Source organism: Pontibacter ramchanderi (assembly GCF_002846395.1).
GTDB lineage: Bacteria > Bacteroidota > Bacteroidia > Cytophagales > Hymenobacteraceae > Pontibacter > Pontibacter ramchanderi.
Map to the genome: position 1 here is coordinate 988,463 of NZ_PJMU01000002.1, position 18,462 is coordinate 1,006,924.

Annotated in this window: 18 protein-coding genes; 7 read left to right on the forward strand and 11 right to left on the reverse strand. The window is 52.2% G+C overall.

Annotated elements, in window-relative coordinates:
* Window positions 1–78 precede the first annotated feature (78 nt).
* The 5 genes from BD749_RS11365 to BD749_RS11385 form a co-directional block, all read right to left on the reverse strand.
* A complete protein-coding gene (locus tag BD749_RS11365; protein WP_101444444.1) occupies window positions 79–1,374 on the reverse strand; it encodes a hypothetical protein in 1,296 nt (431 codons plus the stop codon).
* Window positions 1,367–2,086: a type III pantothenate kinase gene (locus tag BD749_RS11370; RefSeq protein ID WP_101444445.1), complete on the reverse strand. Its 720-nt coding sequence runs from the start codon at window positions 2,084–2,086 to the stop codon at window positions 1,367–1,369. Before BD749_RS11370 ends, BD749_RS11365 begins: the two co-directional genes overlap by 8 nt.
* A 4-nt stretch (window positions 2,087–2,090) precedes the next feature.
* A complete protein-coding gene (locus tag BD749_RS11375; protein WP_245869069.1) occupies window positions 2,091–3,812 on the reverse strand; it encodes a pseudouridine synthase in 1,722 nt (573 codons plus the stop codon).
* A gap of 88 nt (window positions 3,813–3,900) precedes the next feature.
* Window positions 3,901–4,461 carry an SMC-Scp complex subunit ScpB gene (scpB, locus tag BD749_RS11380; protein WP_101444446.1) on the reverse strand — a complete coding sequence of 187 codons (561 nt, stop codon included), beginning with the start codon at window positions 4,459–4,461 and terminating at the stop codon, window positions 3,901–3,903.
* A 12-nt stretch (window positions 4,462–4,473) separates the two neighbouring features.
* A complete protein-coding gene (locus BD749_RS11385; protein ID WP_101444447.1) occupies window positions 4,474–4,863 on the reverse strand; it encodes a TraR/DksA family transcriptional regulator in 390 nt (129 codons plus the stop codon).
* 346 nt (window positions 4,864–5,209) lie between these two features.
* On the opposite strand from BD749_RS11385, the gene BD749_RS11390 reads away from it, so the two are divergent.
* Window positions 5,210–5,806, forward strand: coding sequence for a DUF3575 domain-containing protein (locus tag BD749_RS11390; protein WP_101444448.1), 597 nt, complete (start codon window positions 5,210–5,212; stop codon window positions 5,804–5,806).
* A gap of 94 nt (window positions 5,807–5,900) precedes the next feature.
* Here BD749_RS11390 and ribH read toward each other — a convergent pair whose 3' ends face one another.
* From ribH to pdhA, 4 genes are all read right to left on the reverse strand, one after another.
* A complete protein-coding gene (ribH, locus tag BD749_RS11395; RefSeq protein WP_101444449.1) occupies window positions 5,901–6,377 on the reverse strand; it encodes a 6,7-dimethyl-8-ribityllumazine synthase in 477 nt (158 codons plus the stop codon).
* Between the two features lie 47 nt (window positions 6,378–6,424).
* A complete protein-coding gene (locus tag BD749_RS19430) occupies window positions 6,425–6,562 on the reverse strand; it encodes a hypothetical protein (protein WP_180336387.1) in 138 nt (45 codons plus the stop codon).
* Window positions 6,563–6,568: 6 nt separating this feature from the next.
* Window positions 6,569–7,288 (reverse strand): tetratricopeptide repeat protein, encoded by a 720-nt coding sequence (locus BD749_RS11400; RefSeq protein ID WP_101444450.1) that lies wholly within the window; start codon window positions 7,286–7,288, stop codon window positions 6,569–6,571.
* Window positions 7,289–7,405: 117 nt separating this feature from the next.
* Entirely contained in the window at window positions 7,406–8,452 is a 1,047-nt protein-coding gene (pdhA, locus tag BD749_RS11405) for a pyruvate dehydrogenase (acetyl-transferring) E1 component subunit alpha (protein WP_101444451.1), read from the reverse strand.
* Between the two features lie 132 nt (window positions 8,453–8,584).
* On the opposite strand from pdhA, the gene recF reads away from it, so the two are divergent.
* From recF to BD749_RS11425, 4 genes are all read left to right on the forward strand, one after another.
* On the forward strand, window positions 8,585–9,691 hold the full coding sequence (gene recF / locus BD749_RS11410; protein WP_101444452.1) for a DNA replication/repair protein RecF: 1,107 nt from the start codon (window positions 8,585–8,587) through the stop codon (window positions 9,689–9,691).
* A gap of 53 nt (window positions 9,692–9,744) precedes the next feature.
* Entirely contained in the window at window positions 9,745–10,068 is a 324-nt protein-coding gene (locus BD749_RS11415) for a DUF721 domain-containing protein (RefSeq protein WP_101444453.1), read from the forward strand.
* Between the two features lie 82 nt (window positions 10,069–10,150).
* On the forward strand, window positions 10,151–10,708 hold the full coding sequence (locus BD749_RS11420; protein WP_101444454.1) for an acyl-CoA thioesterase: 558 nt from the start codon (window positions 10,151–10,153) through the stop codon (window positions 10,706–10,708).
* 162 nt (window positions 10,709–10,870) lie between these two features.
* The gene (locus tag BD749_RS11425; RefSeq protein WP_101444455.1) at window positions 10,871–12,250 is read left to right on the forward strand and encodes a M28 family metallopeptidase; all 1,380 of its coding nucleotides are present in this window, start codon (window positions 10,871–10,873) and stop codon (window positions 12,248–12,250) included.
* Between the two features lie 76 nt (window positions 12,251–12,326).
* On the opposite strand, the gene BD749_RS11430 is transcribed toward BD749_RS11425, so the two are convergent.
* Window positions 12,327–13,058, reverse strand: coding sequence for a head GIN domain-containing protein (locus BD749_RS11430; protein ID WP_101444456.1), 732 nt, complete (start codon window positions 13,056–13,058; stop codon window positions 12,327–12,329).
* Window positions 13,059–13,732: 674 nt separating this feature from the next.
* A complete protein-coding gene (locus BD749_RS11435) occupies window positions 13,733–15,301 on the reverse strand; it encodes a rhomboid family protein (protein ID WP_101444457.1) in 1,569 nt (522 codons plus the stop codon).
* Window positions 15,302–15,782: 481 nt separating this feature from the next.
* Here BD749_RS11435 and BD749_RS11445 point away from each other — a divergent pair, with 481 nt between their 5' ends.
* Window positions 15,783–16,598: an N-formylglutamate amidohydrolase gene (locus BD749_RS11445; protein WP_101444459.1), complete on the forward strand. Its 816-nt coding sequence runs from the start codon at window positions 15,783–15,785 to the stop codon at window positions 16,596–16,598.
* Window positions 16,577–18,454: a flavohemoglobin expression-modulating QEGLA motif protein gene (locus tag BD749_RS11450; RefSeq protein WP_101444460.1), complete on the forward strand. Its 1,878-nt coding sequence runs from the start codon at window positions 16,577–16,579 to the stop codon at window positions 18,452–18,454. Before BD749_RS11445 ends, BD749_RS11450 begins: the two co-directional genes overlap by 22 nt.
* Window positions 18,455–18,462 lie beyond the last annotated feature (8 nt).

Consider the following 18,462-nt stretch of genomic DNA (forward strand, 5'->3'; position numbering starts at 1 on the left):
AAAGTGAAGTTACTAAAAATTAAAAAAGACCGTCGTCAGAACGGCCTGTTTTAATAATGCTTTTAAGGTCGGAATAGTTTACTCTATTCTGCGTTTTACGAACCAGCGGCTGTTAATGGTCACCCCGGCGCCGAACTGAAAATAGTTCTCGGCGATCAGGCCTTTGTCGGTTGTTCCCCGCTTGCCATAGCCCATCATAATGTTCATCTGGAAAGGAGGCTCGAAGTAGTTGCCGCGCCCAATAGGCAGCGTCAGGCCGCCTGTAACAGCCATATCCTTAATGTTTTCGCCGTTGACGATGTATGGGCTCTGGCCATAGCGCAGTCCGCCGCGGTAGGTGATGCGTTTGAAATAGCTGTCGATGGCGGTTGGGTTTGGTGTGTACTCCGTGCCAACTCCGATCTTGTAGCTTTTACCCAGTTCCTGCTCTCCGTCCAGATTACGGTAATCTGACCAGTCCTGCGTCATGAACTCGGTACCGATCGTGAGGTTCGAGCCATTGTCGTAGCTGATAGAGGCAGCCAGGCTTGGCGGCACATTCACAGAGGATTTAACACTGTCTGCTAGCATCGGGGCTCCCTTCAGGGCATCTCCCAGGTCGCGGCGCTCATAGGCAGAGTTGCGCTTCGCATTTATGTCAGCACCTAGCGTATAAACTGCTCCAGCACTAACATAGGCTTTGTCGGCTATTTTCTTGCGGTAGTTGGCGCCGCCTCTGAAAATAAAATCTGAGTAACGGGTACGCTCCACGTAGGCCACGCGCTCCAGCGAGGCGTTGCTGATCGATGTATCCGCTACAATGGACGAAGACTCCTGAGAGATGGTACCAAACAGGTATGAGGCGCTCGCACCGATCGTCAGTCCGTCGGCTACCCTAACGCCGTGCCCAAAGTAAAGCTCTGAGATTCCGCCCTCACCGCTGTATTCGCTGATCACCACGGCCTCCTGCCTGTTCGGCAAAGAACCCATGTTTCTGATGTTATACTCCACCGAACTGTATGGTCGTAGGCTGACAGCAGAACTCCAGCGCTTGGTAATAGGCACACCCAGCGTCATATAAGTCAGGTTGGCATCGCCGTCGCGCTGCGACTGGGTGGCATTTTTCAGGGTCTTATACCTGCCTGCTATACCTAAATCGAATACCGTGATGCTGTTGTAGTAAAGTAGCGCAGGGTTGGCCACATTGGAGTGAAAGCTGTTTCCGGTACTTACGCCCACATCGCCCATACCTGCCGTTCGCAGATTGCCAAGGTTGGTATTGAGTTCCCCTAATCCGTAGCGGGAGTAAGGCGAGTTACCGATGCTTTGCGCCTGCACGCCCTGCGCCAGGCACAGCACGGATGCGCAAATAAGTAAACGGAGCGTTTTATACATTATGTCTTAATATTCTTTGCAGTCCAATCAGGACCAGTTCAGGAATTACAAAGATGGGGTGTTTTATGGTACTTTCAAAAAATCCTGCGTCTCCACCGCAAAGTATAACCACCAGTTTATCTGATTTTTGGCGATATGCACTGATTATACCTTCTACTTCTGCTACAGTTCCGCCCAGCACGCCGCTCTCAAGCGACTCCTGCGTGGTCTGCCCGATCAAAGGAAAATTTTTGTGGATTCCTTGTACTAACGGGAGGCGACCAGTAAAATTATGCAGTGCCTTAAATTTCATTTGGATGCCGGGTGCTATACCTCCACCCTGGTAGCGGCCTGCTGCATCGATGAAGTCGTAGGTGATGGCCGTACCCGCATCTATCACCAGGCAGTTGCGCCCCGGAAAGAAATAATGGGCTGCCACAGCACCTGCTATACGGTCTGCACCCAGTGTTTCGGGTGTTTTGTAACCGACAGAAACAGGCAGGGCTGTCTGCGCCGAAAGCTCTATAATGCTTCCGGACACTGACAGCCCTGCTTTTATCTGTTCTGCGCCTCTGCTCACCGAGGCAACTATGGCATTGTCAAAAGACTGAGACGCTACCTCCTGCGGCAGCCCCTCCTGTTCTTTAAAATTACCCTGGGCGATTAAAGCGTCTTCTTCAAAGATGCCGTACTTACCGCCTGTGTTGCCTATGTCGATGGCGATGCTGCGCATATGCTTACATGAAGTATTTCAAACGGATCACTTCTTTTTCGGAGAGGTAGCGCCACTCACCGCGTGGCAGGTCTTTTTTCGTAAGGCCTGCATACTGCACACGATCCAGTGTTACCACCTCGTAACCCAGGTGCTCGAATATGCGGCGCACAATGCGGTTGCGGCCAATGTGGATCTCCAGACCCAGGAACTTCTTGGAGTCACCCAGCATGGCCACGTCGTCCACCATTGCTTTGCCGTCCTCCAGTTCCACGCCTTCCACCACTTTCTGGAAGTCGTCTTTTGTGATCGGCTTGTCTAGCTCTACCTGGTATATTTTCTTAATCTCGTTTGATGGATGCGTCAGCTTCTGGGCTAACTCACCGTCGTTGGTGAAGAGCAGCAGACCGGTTGTGTTACGGTCGAGGCGACCTACCGGGAAGATGCGCTCCTTCGAGGCTTTCTCTACCAGGCTCATTACCGTTTTGCGGCCTTCCGGGTCTTCTGTCGTCGTAATGAAATCCTTCGGCTTGTTGAGCAGTACGTATACCATTTTCTCACGGCTCAGCACTTTCTTTCCGTAGATCACGGTATCAGAAGGCTGTACCTTAAAGCCCATTTCGGTTACCACTTCGCCGTTCACCTTGATCTCGCCTGACAGAATCAGTTCATCTGCCTCACGACGCGAACAAACACCTGCATTGGCGATGTAGCGGTTCAAGCGGATGCTTCCGTCCTCGTCCTCTCCTTTGCGGTTGGTTTTCTTGATGCGCGGATTGTCTTTGTAACGACGCAGGTCGTAGTTTGGCGTTTCCGGATCGCGCTCGGAGTCAGCGTTGCGGTCGAAACTGCGGCCACGGCGCTCCTCACCACCTTTGCTGAACTTGTCTTTGCGATCGAATGATCTGCGCTCGCCGCCTTCGCGTCGATCACCAAAGCTGCGACGTTCGCCGCCTTCTCTGCGATCTCCTTCGAAAGAGCGTCTTTCAGCACGGTCGCCCCCTTCAGGGCGGTCGCCGAAGCTGCGTCGTTCTCTGCGTTCTTCTCTCTCGCCTCCTTCTCTGCGATCACCGTAAGGTTTGCGTTCGCGGTCGCCTCCAAAAGAACGGCCTTCGCCGCGCTCTCTTCTGTCGCCGTATGGTTTGCGTTCTCTGTCTTCGCCAAACGAGCGGCGCTCGCCTCTCTCCTCACGATTTTCACCGAATGAGCGGCGTTCACCTCGCTCTTCTCTATTATCACGGCCAAATGATTTTCTTTCGCCCCGATCCGAGTCGAAGCGGCGCTCACCGCCTTCTCTGCGATCACCGTATGATCTGCGTTCATTACCTTCGTTGCGATCGCCATAAGACTTGCGCTCGCGGCCTCCATCAAAAGAGCGACGTTCGCCACCCTCTCTTCTATCACCGTATGGCTTGCGTTCGCGGTCGCCACCAAAAGAACGTCTTTCACCGCCTTCTCTGCGATCGCCGTATGGCTTGCGCTCACCGCCCTCGCGACGCTCTCTGTCGCCTCCGAAGCTGCGGCGCTCTCCACCTTCGCGACGGTCGCCGTATGGTTTGCGGTCATCTCTTCTATCGTTGCCGAAAGAGCGGCGCTCTCCGCCATCTCTTCCTTCGCCTTTGTCTCTTCTGTTAAAGATTTTCTTTTCGCCGCGATCGTTGTACGGCTTGCCTGACTCGTTTCTGTCAGACGATCTTCTGCCTTCGCCGTCGTTGTAGCGGGATGGTCTTTCGTTTTCTCTTGCCATTGTTTAATAATTAATGATGCAGTATCGCTACTGTACCTTTGTGTGCAGTATATAAGAATAGTATACTCTAATGAATGATGGGAGTTCGCTAATCGGCTGCCTCGCCAATCATATTCTCTTCTGTGGCGAAGTCCTTTAGCTGCGGGAGGTCCTTGATGTGGTTGATGCCGAAGTAATCCATGAACTTTTGAGACGTGCCGTAGAGTACGGGTCTCCCAATGGTGTCGGCCTTACCTTTTATTTCGATAAGTTCTTTCTCTAGTAATTTGTGGATGGCGTAGTCACAGCCCACGCCACGAATCTGCTCTACAGCCGAGCGGGTAATCGGCTGCTTGTAGGCAATAATTGCCAGCGTCTCCAGAGAAGACGCTGACAATTTCTTTTTTGACTTGTGCTTCAGGTAGGTGCTTACCGTTTCCTGGTACTCCGGTTTGGTCAGGAACTGGTAGCCGCCTCCGATAGCGTATATCTGAAAGGCAAAACCAGCGTCGCTCAGCTGCTCATTGATGTTCTCAACGGCTTCCAGCACGTCGCTTACGAGCACCTCCATTTGCAGCGACTCCGTGAGGCAACGCTGGATCTCTTCGATGCTGATTGGCGATTGGGCACAGAAAACCAGTGCCTGAATATGGTTCTGCAGTATATTCAAAGTAAAAATGTACTAGTCGTTACGCTGAAGCTTGGCCTCAATGGTGTGTTGGGTATGCGGCACAGCACGCAGTCTCTCTTTCGGGATCAGTTTGCCGGTTACGATGCAAACACCGTAAGTACCGTTTTTGATGCGGATAAGCGCATTTTCCAACTGCTGGATAAACTTCATCTGACGCGACGCCAGCTGGTTCAGGCTTTCCTTCTCCGCTGTATCGGCTCCGTCTTCCAATACTTTGGTCGGAGATGCCGTGTTATCCGTGCCCGAGTCGTTTCGGCGGCTCAGGGTCTCCTTGATAAACGCTACTTCTTTGCGCGCATTGCTCAACTTCTCTTGAATGATTGCCTCAAACTCTGCCAATTCCTCACGGGAATACCGCTGTTTCTCTTCGTTTGTGTTCATTATACTATCTTAGAACTAGGTTATAGTTTTTTGTCTTGATTCTCAAAAAACCGTCCCTGTGTTGTGTATGTGCTAGTGCCTTCTCAACAGCAAAGGGGCAGTTTTAGTTTACTGTTTTAAACTTGTAGCCAAAAACCGAACCATACTGATGTTCAGATTATTATTTAAGCTAAATTTCGTGCAAAAATAGAAGTTATATCTATAATTTGCTACCTGCCTTCTTTATTTTAATTTTAATTTTATCTTTCGGGCCTTTTATCTGGTCGGCCGCAATACTGGAATGGAACTTGCTGTTGGCCTGAAACACGATCAGGCTAATTAAGTTTCAGAATCCACTTATTACTTTATGAAAAACAGAATATTACTAGCCATTGCCGCTGCAGCGTTTCTTTCTATACCTGCTCAGCAAGCCCAAGCGCAGGCCCAACAGCCAAAGCGGGGAGTTATAAAAGTAAACCCTTTGAGTGCTCTTGCCCTCACGGGTTCCGGATTCTTGGAATATGCCATTACCGATAACTTGAGTGCACAGCTGGGCGCTTCTGTTACAGGCGTTTCTGTTTCGAACATTAAGTTCAGGGGCTATGGCTTCACGCCTGAGATCCGGTATTATTTCTCCGAAAACAAGGTAGCGCCTATGGGCCCCTATGTGGCAGGCTATGGCCGTATCAGGAGTTTTAAACTGACTGCGGAGAAAAAGGACGAAGAAGGCCGTGACTATAGCGCTACATACAAACCGGTTGGGGCGGGTGTGGCCATCGGCAACCAGTGGGTATTCAACAGCGGCTTCGCGTTTGATGTGTTTTTGGGAGCGGGCTACAATGGCGGCAACCTGAAGGTAAATGTCGGCACCGAGGAAGACTTTGACACAGGTATAATCGGTGACATGCTCCTTGGAGGCGGTTTTTCCATAAGACCAGGCATCTCCATTGGCTATAATTTCTAAGTAGCCTATACCTAGGCGCTCGTATGAGACGAAAGAGGCCCTTGCTACAGTCACAGCAAGGGCCTCTTTTTTATACCTGGTTACCTGCTCCAGCCTAAAAGCTTAACATATGTATGGCTGCTGCAGCGGCCTCTACTCCTTTGTTGCCGTGCTTCCCGCCAGCTCTGTCCAGTGCCTGCTCCAGGTTATTGGTCGTTACCAGTCCAAAGGAAACCGGCTTGTTGAACTTAAGTGACACATTGGTCAGACCATTCGCCACGGCGTGGTTAATATAGTCGTCGTGCTTGGTATCGCCTTTAATCACCACTCCGATGCAGATAACCGCATCGATTTCTTCCTGCATCGCCAGGAACTGTGCACCCAGTGTTAGCTCGAAGCTGCCCGGCACCGTGTTGCGGAAAATGTTCTCCTTTTGTGCTCCGTGTTTTAAAAGTGTATCGATGGCACCAGCACAAAGCACATCGGTGATTTCGCTGTGCCAGTCGGCTACTACAATTCCGAATTTTTTTTCCGATATATCGCCGAAGCCTTCTTTCTTGTAATCGTTCAGGTTCTTAAGAGAGGTCGCCATGTTTTAAATTTTGATGGTTGAATTGTTAAATGGTTGAGCTCGCAGTACTAGTAATAGGTATAGATCAGGTATAGCGCCGTGTCTTCCTTAAACAGGAACTTGCCGCTCTTGGCAGATGAACTAAAAAAAAGAAGCGCTTCTGCCAGGTTGACAAAAGCGCTTTTTATGTGCAGGCATTCGCCCAAAAAAACTTAGTTAGCGGCTGCGCCGGTCATGGCTTCAGCACGTGCCTTAAACTTCTTGGCGTCTGTTACTTCAGCCGATGTTACAAAATCCTTGATGATCTTGTCATAAGTGTTGGCAGCGGCCTGGAAGTCGTTGGCTGCTTCGTAAGCCACGGCCGCCTTTATCAGGTACTGTGGCGAAAAGAAAGCGTTGCTGTTGTGGTTAGCCGCCTTGTTGTACAGGTCAGCCGCCTCCTTGTACTTGCCTTGTTCAGAAAGTGCATCCCCTGTCAGGCTGTATGCACGTGCCTGCAACAGGTAGTCATCCGATTTAAAGTCTTCTAAGTGAGATTGTGCCTCGGCATAGTTCCCCTGCTTTAGTAAAGCAACGCCAGCGTAGAAATTAGCCAGGTTGCCTGCTTCTGTTCCGCTATACTCATCGGCCACTTTCAGCAAGCCATCATACTGACCATCGCCGTTAAGGGCTTTGTTCAGAGAGTCAGCTTCGAAATAATACACCGCCTGGAACATGGCCTCGTGTGCCTCCTGGTTCTGGGTAGTGCGGTGGTTGTAATACAGGAAACCTGCAACGATGATAGCGGCAATGGCGGCAAACACACCGAGCAGCTTGGTTTTGTTTTTCTTCACGAAATCCTCAGAACCTGTTGTCAGGCGCTCTGCCAACGCATCCGGATTTTCTACCAGCTCCTCAAACTCGCTGTGCTTCTGTACTGTCTCTTTTGCCATTAGTTTAATTGAATAAAGAACTCAAAAATAGAAATTAAAAGCGATTCGCTCCAAATCCCGTAAGTTCAGAACATTAAATTTATAACTTTTAATTCCTAATCCTTAATTATTTAAAATTTAGTCCATTATATAAGGATAGTTCTCCTCTACATAAATGTCGGTGTACAGCTCAGAAGGATCTGGGTAAGGAGACTCCTCGGCAAACTTCACGGCCTCCATCACGATCTGCTTCTGCTTCTCGTCAATCTCGTCCAGCTCCTCTTCTGTTGCCCATCCGTTCTTCAAGATGGTTGCTTTAACAGATTCTATGGAGTCGCGGCCTTTGTAGTCTTCCAGTTCCTCTTTGGTTCTATACTTGGCAGGGTCAGACATGGAGTGACCTTTGTAGCGGTAGGTCTTGAACTCCAACAAGGTAGGTCCTTCACCGGCACGGGCACGCTCAGCGGCTTTTGCCACGGCGTTGTGCACGTTCTCTACGCTCATGGCCTCTACTGCCTCAGACGGCATTTCGTAGGCATGGCCCAGCTTGTAGAGGTCGTTCACGTTAGAGGTACGCGTTACGGAAGTACCCATGGCGTAGCCGTTGTTCTCGATTACAAAGATCACAGGCAGCTTCCAGGTCATGGCCATGTTCAGGGCCTCGTGGAATGCGCCCTGGCGCACCGCACCGTCACCCATGTAGCAAATACACAGCTTGCCTGTTTTGTTATACTTCTCAGCGAAGGCCAGACCAGCGCCCAGTGGCACCTGACCACCCACGATACCGTGACCGCCTACGAAGTTCACTTCCTTATCGAAGATGTGCATCGAGCCACCTTTGCCTTTAGAGCAGCCGGTTACTTTCGCGAACATCTCGGCCATTACCGCGCCCGGCGATGTGCCAAGGGCCAACGGGTGAGCGTGGTCGCGGTAAGCTGTGATCCACTTGTCGCCTTTCTCAAGGGCTGTTACGGCACCTGCCACACAGGCCTCCTGGCCGATGTAGAGGTGGCAAAAGCCTTTTATTTTCTGCTGGCCATACAGCTGGCCTGTTTTTTCTTCGAAGCGGCGGATGAGTTTCATGTTCTCATACCACCACATGTAAGTCTCTTTTGAAAATGTTGGTTCAGCCTGTACCTTTGCTTTCTGCGACTTCGCTTTTGCCTTTTCTTTCGTATCAGCCATGGGTATTTGTGTATCGTTATTGTTGTCCGTACAGCTTTTTTAGCGAGATTCGGGCCTCAATGGGCGGCAAATCAGGTTACTGTCGGGTTTTAGCATGCGAAATTAAGGAAAAAGAAATCAAAGAAGAAACTAATGCTCCTCGAAAATCTAAGTCTGCTGTTTTTCAAGAACTACGACGAAGCTAACATTAGTTTCTCGCCGCACATCAACTGCTTTATCGGCGACAACGGCAGCGGCAAGACAAACCTGCTCGATGCCATCCATTACCTCTCCATGACGCGCAGCGCCTTCAACAGCTCCGACGCCCTCAACATCAAGCAGGGCGAAGAGTATTTTATGGTGAAGGGGCGCTTCAAGATCGACAGCGAGAAGCACACCGTGACCTGCAGCCTGCGACAGGGCCAGAAGAAGTCGGTGATCCACAACAAAGTGGCTTACGAGAAGATGAGCGACCATATCGGTCGGTTCCCTGTGGTCCTGATTTCACCCTATGATACAGATTTGATCCGCGAAGGTAGCGAGGAGCGTCGCAAGTATTTCGATAGCCTGATTTCGCAGCTCAACCATACCTACCTGGAGCAGCTCATCCAGTACAACTACATCCTCAAGCAGCGCAACTCCCTGCTCAAGCAGTTTGCCGAGCGCCGCTACTTCGACCGCGACTACCTGCACATCCTCAACGAGCAGTTGGTACCATTGGGCGAACAGTTGGCGCAGGAGCGTATGGCCTTTTTGGAAACCTTTGTGCCGGTTTTCCAGAAGCACTACCGCCATATTTCCGACAGCAGCGAAACCGTAACGCTCACCTACAAAAGCCAGCTCGCCGGCGCCAACTTTGCCGCCTTACTGGAGCAGGCCGAGCAGAAGGACCGCGCCCTGCAGCGCACCACCGTGGGCACGCACAAAGACGATTTCGTGTTCCTGATGGACGGCAACCCCGTGAAGAACTTCGGTTCGCAGGGCCAGCAGAAGAGCTACGTGATCGCCCTGAAGTTGGCGCACTTCGAGGTAATGGCCGAGCGCCAGCACCACAAGCCCCTCCTCCTCCTCGACGACATCTTCGACCGCCTCGACGAGAAGCGCATCACCAAACTCATGCAAATGGTCGCCGCCCATACTTTTGGGCAAATCTTCCTGACGGATACCCACCTGGAACGGACGGATAAGATTCTGGAGAATCTGTCGGAGCAGATTCGTAGATTTGAAGTGAAGGAGGGGACGGTAAGTTTAATTGCTTAACTTCACACCTTCAAAAACTCACTCAACCACTCATTCAAAAATCAACCATCCCCGTGCGCTACTACAAGAAGAAAGAGGAGATTGCGAAGCGAAAGGCAGACGTGCAGACCATTGGCGACAGTATAAAAGGACTGCTGAAGGCCTATAGGCTACAGGGCAAGCTGAACGAAGTGGACCTGGTGCAGCGTTGGGAGGAGATCATGGGCAAACCCATCGCACTCAAAACGAAGGAGTTATACTTCCGGGACCAGAAGCTTTTTGTACGCCTCACCTCTGCCCCACTTAAGCACGAACTCAACATGAGCAAAAGCAAGGTGGTGGAACTGCTTAACCGCGCCATGGGCGATGAGGTGGTAAAAGAAGTGGTATTCCTGTAACCACCCTGCCTTGTGGCAGGTATAGCATATCCGATTTAGGGTATAGCCCCGTATACCTTGGCAAAACCTTTTGCGCATACCCATGGCTATACCTGCATTCCGACCAGTCTCCTATTCCCGCACTACCCTCACCGAACTCATGATCCCGAGCTATGCTAACTTCGGCGGCAAGATTCACGGTGGCATCCTGCTCTCGCTCATGGACAAAGTGGCCTATGCCTGCTCGGCCAAGCACGCCGGCAACTACTGCGTAACCGTAACAGTGGATGGAGTGCATTTTCTGCAGCCCGTGGAAGTGGGTGAACTGGTGTCGCTGCTGGCCTCGGTGAACTATGTGGGCAATACTTCGCTGATGGTAGGTATAAAAGTGATCGCCGAAAATGTGAAGACAGGTATCGTCAAGCACACCAACACCTCCTACTTTACTATGGTAGCCAAAGGCGAGGACGACAAACCAACGCAGGTGCCTGGCCTTATTTTGGAAGCCCCCAATGATACACGTCGCTTTCTGGAGGCGCTGAAGCGGCGCGAACTGGCACAGCGCTACCAATCTGAATTTGCTGAGGCTAAGCACGAGATAACCGTAGAGGCAGAGCTTTACCGACTGGAAAACGAGCGCTGCCAACTGGCCTATACCTGATACAACGGGTTGAAAAATTTGCTGCTGCGGTATATTTTAGCTGCTAAACCTGCGCTCGTCAACGCTTTGCTGCAGTCTTTCTTTTTGTTCCTTCCCGAAGCTGCTTATCTTTAGACACTAATCTAAAACAAAAGAGCACTTTATCTACCTCACCTAACACAAATGACTTACAAAACGAAGTTCACCCGATTGCTGGCGCTTTGTATGCTGGCAGGGCTATTCCTTACCCAAACCGTGGCGGCGCAGGCCCCGGCCACCCACGACGAAGAGATTCAGAAAATGGTCGGCGAAGTGTCGGCAGAAAACCTGCGGGCGCTCGTGGAGAAGATGGTTTCGTTTGAGACCCGCCACTCCCTGAGCACCACGACCAGCAAAAAAGTAGGTATAGGCGCCGCCCGCGAGTGGGTAAAAGCCGAGTTCGAGAAATACGCCAAAGCCTCCAACGGCCGCATGACTGTGGACATGGACCGCTATACCGTGAAAGCCGACGGCCGCCGCATTCCGCAGGACGTTGAAATGGCCAACGTGGTGGCCACCCTCAAAGGATCCGACCCAAGCGATGACCGTGTGATCATCGTGGCCGGCCACCTCGACTCCCGCGCCACCGACGTGATGGACGCCAAAAGCAAGGCCCCCGGCGCCAACGATGATGCCTCCGGTGTGGCCATCGTGATGGAGATGGCCCGCGTGATGGCTTCGCGCCAGTTCCCGGCCACGCTGGTGTTTGTGGCTTTTCAAGGCGAGGAACAAGGCTTGTATGGCTCCCGCCACATGGCCGAGCGCGTGAAGAAAGAAGGCTGGAACCTGGTGGCCGTGCTCAACAACGACATCGTGGGCAACTCCTACTCTGCCGAAATGGGCATCCATGACAACACCCGTGTGCGCGTGTTCAGCGAAGCCACTCCTTCCAATGAAACCGAAGAGCAGGCACGCCTGCGCCGCACCCTGGGCTCGGAGAACGATGGCCCGAGCCGCAACCTGGCTCGCTACATGAAAATAACTGGCGAGGCCTATGTAGACCAAATCGAGGTGGTGCTGGGTTACCGCCCGGACCGCTTCCTGCGCGGCGGCGACCACACGCCCTTTAACCAACAGGGCTATGCTGCGGTGCGCATGAGCGAGATGAACGAGGACTTCGACCACCAGCACCAGGATGTGCGCAAAGAGAATGGCAAGCAGTACGGTGACCTGACAGAGTTTATGGACTTCGAGTACCTGCGCAAGAACACCGCCGTGAACCTGGCTACTATGGCCAACCTGGGTCGCGCGCCGCATGCGCCTGAGAAGGTAGGCGTGCTCACCGCCAACCTCACCAACAAAACCGATCTCACCTGGACTGCTCCTTCCAAAGGCAAAAAACCAGCCGGTTACTACATCCTGATGCGCGAAACCAGCAGTCAGACCTGGGACAAGAAGTTCTTTGTGAAAGACACCAAAGTAACGCTGCCTTACTCTAAGGATAATTATTTCTTCGCTGTGCAGGCCGCTGATGAACTGGGCCATACCAGTCTGCCGGTGCTTCCGGTGCCAGTGCGCCAGTAGGTATAGACCAGATGCTCCAAAAGAAAAGGGCAACCCAGCGGGCTGCCCTTTTCTGCTTTATATGCGATGTATTCTCTTACATTTTTGAAATCTTGGCTGCTGCCGATACGTTGGAAGTGACACTTGGGTCACCTTTGTAGGCTACTTTGGTAGCACCGGAGGCATTTACGCTCAGCTCATTTTTGGCGAACACTTTCACGTTGCTGGCACCACTGGCCACTACGTGCACGTATTTGGCCTCCAGCTCAGCAGCCTCTACCTTAGAAGCTCCCGACATGTCCATCTGCAATTCGTCGGCACGGCCGCTGAGCATTACTTTGCTGGCGCCGCTCATATTGGCAGTCAGCTTTTTGGTGTTCAGTGCCAGCGTTACCTTCGAGCCCCCGCTCAGGTCCATCTTAAAGGCATCTGCCTTAAAAGTAAAGTTGCCCGTCACTTTAACGCCACCGCTTATATCGATCATGTTCAGCTCTTTAACCGATATGTAGGCTTTCAGGCCTTTGTTGGTGCTGATGTTGTCGGAGGTATAGATGTGGAGCACCCCGTTTTTCACTTCTGTCCGGATGCTATTGAGCAGGTTTTCCTGCGCCTCGATGCGCACGCCTTCGTTGCCGCTCTGGGTCAGTTCTACCGCAAAGCCGCCGCTCACGTCGATTCCTTTAAAGCCAGACACTTTCCTGTTTTGCGACACAGGCTCTCCCTCGCCTTTCAGGTTGCGACGCTCCTGCGCCATGGTCGTCAGGCTGGTCAGCACGAAAAACGTTACAAGCAGGGCAACAATCGCTTTGTAAATGTTGATGATGTTCATAGTTCTATTTTGATTGATGGTTTTGGTTAGACGTGCATTGGCTCCGCAGCAGGCTATACCTCCCTGAAGCTTTTCACTGCCTAATAGATGCGTATATTTTGGAAAGGTTGCTTCTACCTTATAAAAAATTATGCTTTCCGTGAACCTACTTAAGAAGGAGATTAACAGGTATAAGTTGTTGCCAGAGAGATTGATGCGCAACAGGGATAGCAACGACAAACAGGGAGCAGTATGCCCCTTGCCGCCATCTCAAGAATTTAGAAAAGCAGAATTGCAGAGCTGATTCGGATTTATCAATCCGAATCCCAAGCAGTGGCAGGGATGTTTCATTCAAGTTGATTCTCCCCTTGAGGACAAGTGAGAACGAGAGTTCGAAGCTTGTGAGCGAAGCTCTCAGAGGGGTGTTTACAGGTGTAGAGGAAATGGGAATTGGCCCATTACTGGCAATTCAACGCTGAATTTACACCCTTATAATCCCCTCAAGGGGATAGTCTTGGAGAATGAAACGACCCTGCCTGCAGTAGTGGTAGGGGCCCCTGGACAAAACTTCCAGATATGGATGTCCCGAAGAGCATCGGCTTAAGCTGACGGCATTGGCAGCATACCTTAGGTATAGGCTGCTGCATCTGATTGCTCAGCGCTTCAGGCTAAATTGTCAATCGCGTTATTACCGCCTACTCCTGCTTCGAAATGATTTCGACTGCCCCATTTCTGGCTCTCTCGCCATACTTTGCCAGAGCTTGCTCGCCTTTCAGCACCGTAACCGACTCTATTTCATCAGGGGTGATATGGCCTTCTATTCCATCAGAGCCTATACCTTCCAGCACCTTGCCATCGAGCACGAAAAGTGGATGTGACTCCGGTTGAAAGCCGGTTGTTTCTTCCAGTGCTTCCGGTAAGGCCAAATCTGTTGCACTGTCGTGGGGTTGAGGCGCATTGCCTTCGCGCAGATTGTTCAGTTGCTGCACCGAATTACCGATATCCCACAATAAACGCCGCTGCCGCTCGTGCATCCAGGGTTGGCTTTTTCGGATATCGTCGCGCATCATGGTATAGGATGTTTTGCGCAGTTGGGTGTAGTGCAGCAGGATTTCCACTTCTTTTGCCTGCTCCTCTCCCAGTTCAGGCAGTTCCTGCAGTGCGATCAGCTCTTTTATGTTCTCGTCCCAGAGGGCTATACCTTGCTCCAGACCTGGCAGGTACTTTCCACCATTAATCAGACTGGCATCCACCTCCATTTCCTTCATCACCTGCATGGCCGCTGTTTCCCGCTCACCAAAGCGGTCCAGCATAGTCAGGTACCGTGCGTTCTCGGTCGGTATCTGCAAGTATAGGCCCACAAAAGCAACCAGCAGCAGCGCCACCGTCACAATGCTTCCGCCTAAATTATACGCTTGGGCGAAGTGCCTGCCCGAGCGCAGCATCAGCACGGCTCCGTAGGCTATGCCCAGCACCAGGCCTCCCGTGTGGGCGGCATTGTCTATACCTCCTTGCAGACCAAAGACCAGGTTCAGCGCAATTACGCCAAGCAGGTTATACACCATGCCTTTTTTCTCAGCCCAGGTCATCCGCCGCTCCAGCAGCACCATAGTCATAAACATGCCGAACATACCAAAGATAGCCCCGGAGGCACCCGCACTGATGCGCTGCTGGTCCCACCACAGACTTGCCAGGCTGCCCGCCAGTCCGCAAAGCACGTAGGCCACTATAAACTGCCTGCGCCCCACCAAGGGCTCTAACGCACCGCCTATGCTGGCCAGGGCATACATGTTCACCAGCAGGTGAATGATGCCAATGTGCAGAAACATGGACGTGAAAAGGCGCCACTGCTCTCCGGTTAAGGTATAGGGGCCGAAGTTGGCTCCTACCTGAATCAGATCCTCCCCCTCGGGCGAGAGCACATGCACACCAGCCAGCGCCAGCAGCACGAAAATAACAAGGTTGGTATTGATCAGGATAGGCGTGACAAAGTAATGCTGCTGTGGCACGAAGAGTGCCCGGATATCCTTGAGTTTATCTGAAAAAGATGTGGGCGCAGGGTTTTGCTGTTGCTCGCGCAGTTCATGGGCTTGCAGCGCTTCCTGTTTTACTTGCTCCAGGTTAGGAGCGGTGATGTTTCTTTTTTCAATCTCAGCGATCACGGCCAGTATAGCTTCCGGCTCGTATGCTGCATGCTCTCCTAAAATCTTCAGCAGTTGGTAATCCTCTTTTTCAGAGGCCACTGCCGCATAATTGTTTTCCATCTACAAACCTTAATCTCTTTTTGTAAAGATAAGGCCATAGGTTCATTATACAAGCACGGTGTACGTTACCGGGTATAGGCAAGCATTGCTCTGCCAACCAGCACTGCGCCAGTCAACCCTATTCCGTACCACAAGCTGAGCTCAAGTTTTTCTGTCAGAAAGAGCCCACCACTTCGGAGGCTGTGCATCAAAAACACCACTGAAAAAATGGCAATCGCTAACAGTGTATTTTTACAAAACTGACGCATAGGCGCTCCTGGTTTTAGGGTGAAACAATTGTTATATAGCTATACTTAATAGTAAATAATTTGTTGTAGACTTTTAAATCTATCTATTTCCATTCAATCTTCAAACCATCCTGTGCCGGTCCACCTGTTTTTTTACTGGATTTGTTTATGTCTGAATATCAAGGTTTAAACAAACAAGCCTGTAAAATAACCTTAGGTATAAATATCGGGTAAAAGTTTTCAAAAAAGATTTTATGCCTGACACAGCAACACCGCATCCATATTATACCCTTACAACCGGCCAAAGCCCCCTGATCGCCACCGCCATTCACGACGGTCATACCGTGCGCGACAACATCAGTGGCCTCTTTTCACTCACACCTGACGAGCGGCTGCGTGAGGAGGATCCCTTCACGGCGGGCTGGGTAAGTATAACCGACAACCAGGTGATAGGTTTGAACTCCCGCTTCGAGATGGACCTGAACCGTCCGCGCGAGAAAGCCATCTACCGCAAACCCGAAGACGCCTGGGGCCTCACCGTTTGGAAAGACGAGCTGCCCGAGGAGCTGGCGCAGGAGTCGCTGGCCCGCTACGACCGGTTCTATGCCGACGTGAAAGAGATGCTGCAAGGTATAGCCGACCGCCACGGCTGCTTTGTGGTATACGACCTGCATACCTACAACCACCGCCGCGACGGTGCCGACGGTCCGGAAGCAGACCCGCAGGAGAACCCGGAAGTGAACCTCGGCACCGGCAACATGAATAGACAGCTCTGGGCGCCCGTGGTGGACGCATTTGCCCAAACGCTGCAGCAATATGACTACCAGGGCCATTACCTCGACGTGCGCGAGAACGTGAAGTTCGAAGGTGGCCACTTCATGCGCTGGATCCACGACACCTTTCCGGACCGCGCCTGCGTCATCTCCATCGAGTTCAAGAAGTTCTTTATGGACGAGTGGACCGGCAAGCCCGACGAAATCCAGCTGAAGGAAATCAGGAGAGCGCTTCAAAGTACGATTGAGCCTGTGCTGAAAGCCCGTGAGCAGGTATGCAAAACTCTCTCGCCATGACCGACACCATCTCAGACATTTTCATCAAAGGCATTGTCCGGAGCTTGAAGCGGGGCCGGCAGGTGCGGCGCCGACTGCCGGACGGTGGCTTGCTGCACATCGACAGGCCGCTGCCTTTTCTGGTGCTTTTCCGCCACCCAGCGGGCCAGCCCGACCATGCCACCGCTGATTTTGTGAAAGCTGAAGCCGCCTACATTATCGCCCGCGAAGAGCAGACACCCGAATTGCGGCAACTGGTCCGGGAGATTGCCAAAGCCATGGCCGATGCGTTTGGGGCTTTCATGGTGTTGGAGCTATTTGCCGCACCAACCATCACCACCGGGCCCGACAGCCCGACGTTTCGGGTGCTGGGGCCGGAACAGGCCCTGCCTGCCACTATTCGCACACTCCACGACGAGCTGTGCAAGATCAAAATCACCAACCTGCCTGTATCGGTGGACACAGCCTCTAACCAGGCCTTGCTTGAAGGGCCAAACAGCCTGATGAACGAGGAGGAACTGAAGCAACACAGTACACTTATGCTAGGGTTGGAAATGAAGCCGATTTACCGCCAGGCCGACAGCGACAAGGTATACCCGCTGCTGCAGCGCACGCTACGGGGCTACGTGTCGAGCGCCATTAAAAAAGCCGTGTTCGACTTTGTGCGGGTACAAACTTCGCACCAACCGCAGCATTTTCAGGCGCTGGGCCGGCAGGCGGTGGTGCCCGCTGTGTGGCGCATCGACAAGCAGCTTACGGCCATCAGTGACCAGTTCCGCTTTCTGCTACTTGTAACACCCATTAATGCCGACGAGGCCTGGGAGGAATTCAGGAAAAAGAAGTATAAGCAGGCCCCCAACTTTCACTACCGTCTCATGCCCGTCGACGCCGACTTGCTCAAGCGCAAGCTCTACAACATCCCCATCGAGAAAGTGGAAGACCCGACATTAGGCTTTCTGTTCCGGGACAAGCGCCACGAGCTCGACAAAACCCTGAGCATGCTGGCCAATCGCAATACTCCCGATTTCATGTACAGCAGCCTCCAGCTGTTCGGTGGGGTGGACGAGCAACTCCTTAAAGTAGCCGAAGGTATACTGGCCGCCATACCAGAGCCCGCCCGCGAAAAAGACGTTCCGCTTATACCTGTGGACGAGTTTGCCGCCCTGGCCGAGCACGAGATCGCCTACCTCAAAAGCCAGTACCCCGCACTCGACTCGGGCGTGGACATCCGCAAAGACATTGTAGGGCTTATTGTTTCCAAGGGCAGGCTCAACATCGGCACCGACGCCAAAATACCCCGTCACCGGGCCGAGGCCTTGATTCAGCACGAGGTGGGCACACACATCCTCACCTACTTCAACGGCAAGGCGCAGCCGCTGCAGCAGCTGTATGTGGGCGTTCCGGGCTACGAGGAGTTGCAGGAAGGGCTGGCCGTGCTGAGTGAGTACCTGGTAGGTGGCCTCGACCAGGACCGACTCCGCATACTGGCTGCCCGTGTGGTGGCGGTGCATCACCTCACCAAAGGCTGCGGCTTTACCGATAACTTCTGCCGACTTAAAGAAGAATATCATTTCGACGACGACACAGCCTTTAACGTGACCATGCGCGTGCACCGGGGCGGAGGACTCACCAAAGACGCCGTATACCTGCGCGGGCTCGTGCACCTCTTGCACTACCTCAAAGAGGGAAATGATCTGGAGCCCCTTCTGATTGGTAAAATACGCCAGGAGTACATTCCCATTGTGCAGGAGCTCATCTACCGGCAGGTGCTACGGCCCGTGCCCATCCGGCCCCGCTACCTTACCGCTCCGGCCGTGCAGCCCAAATTGGAAAAACTAAAAACAGGGATATCAGTATTTAACTTACTGGAAAATTAATCCCAACA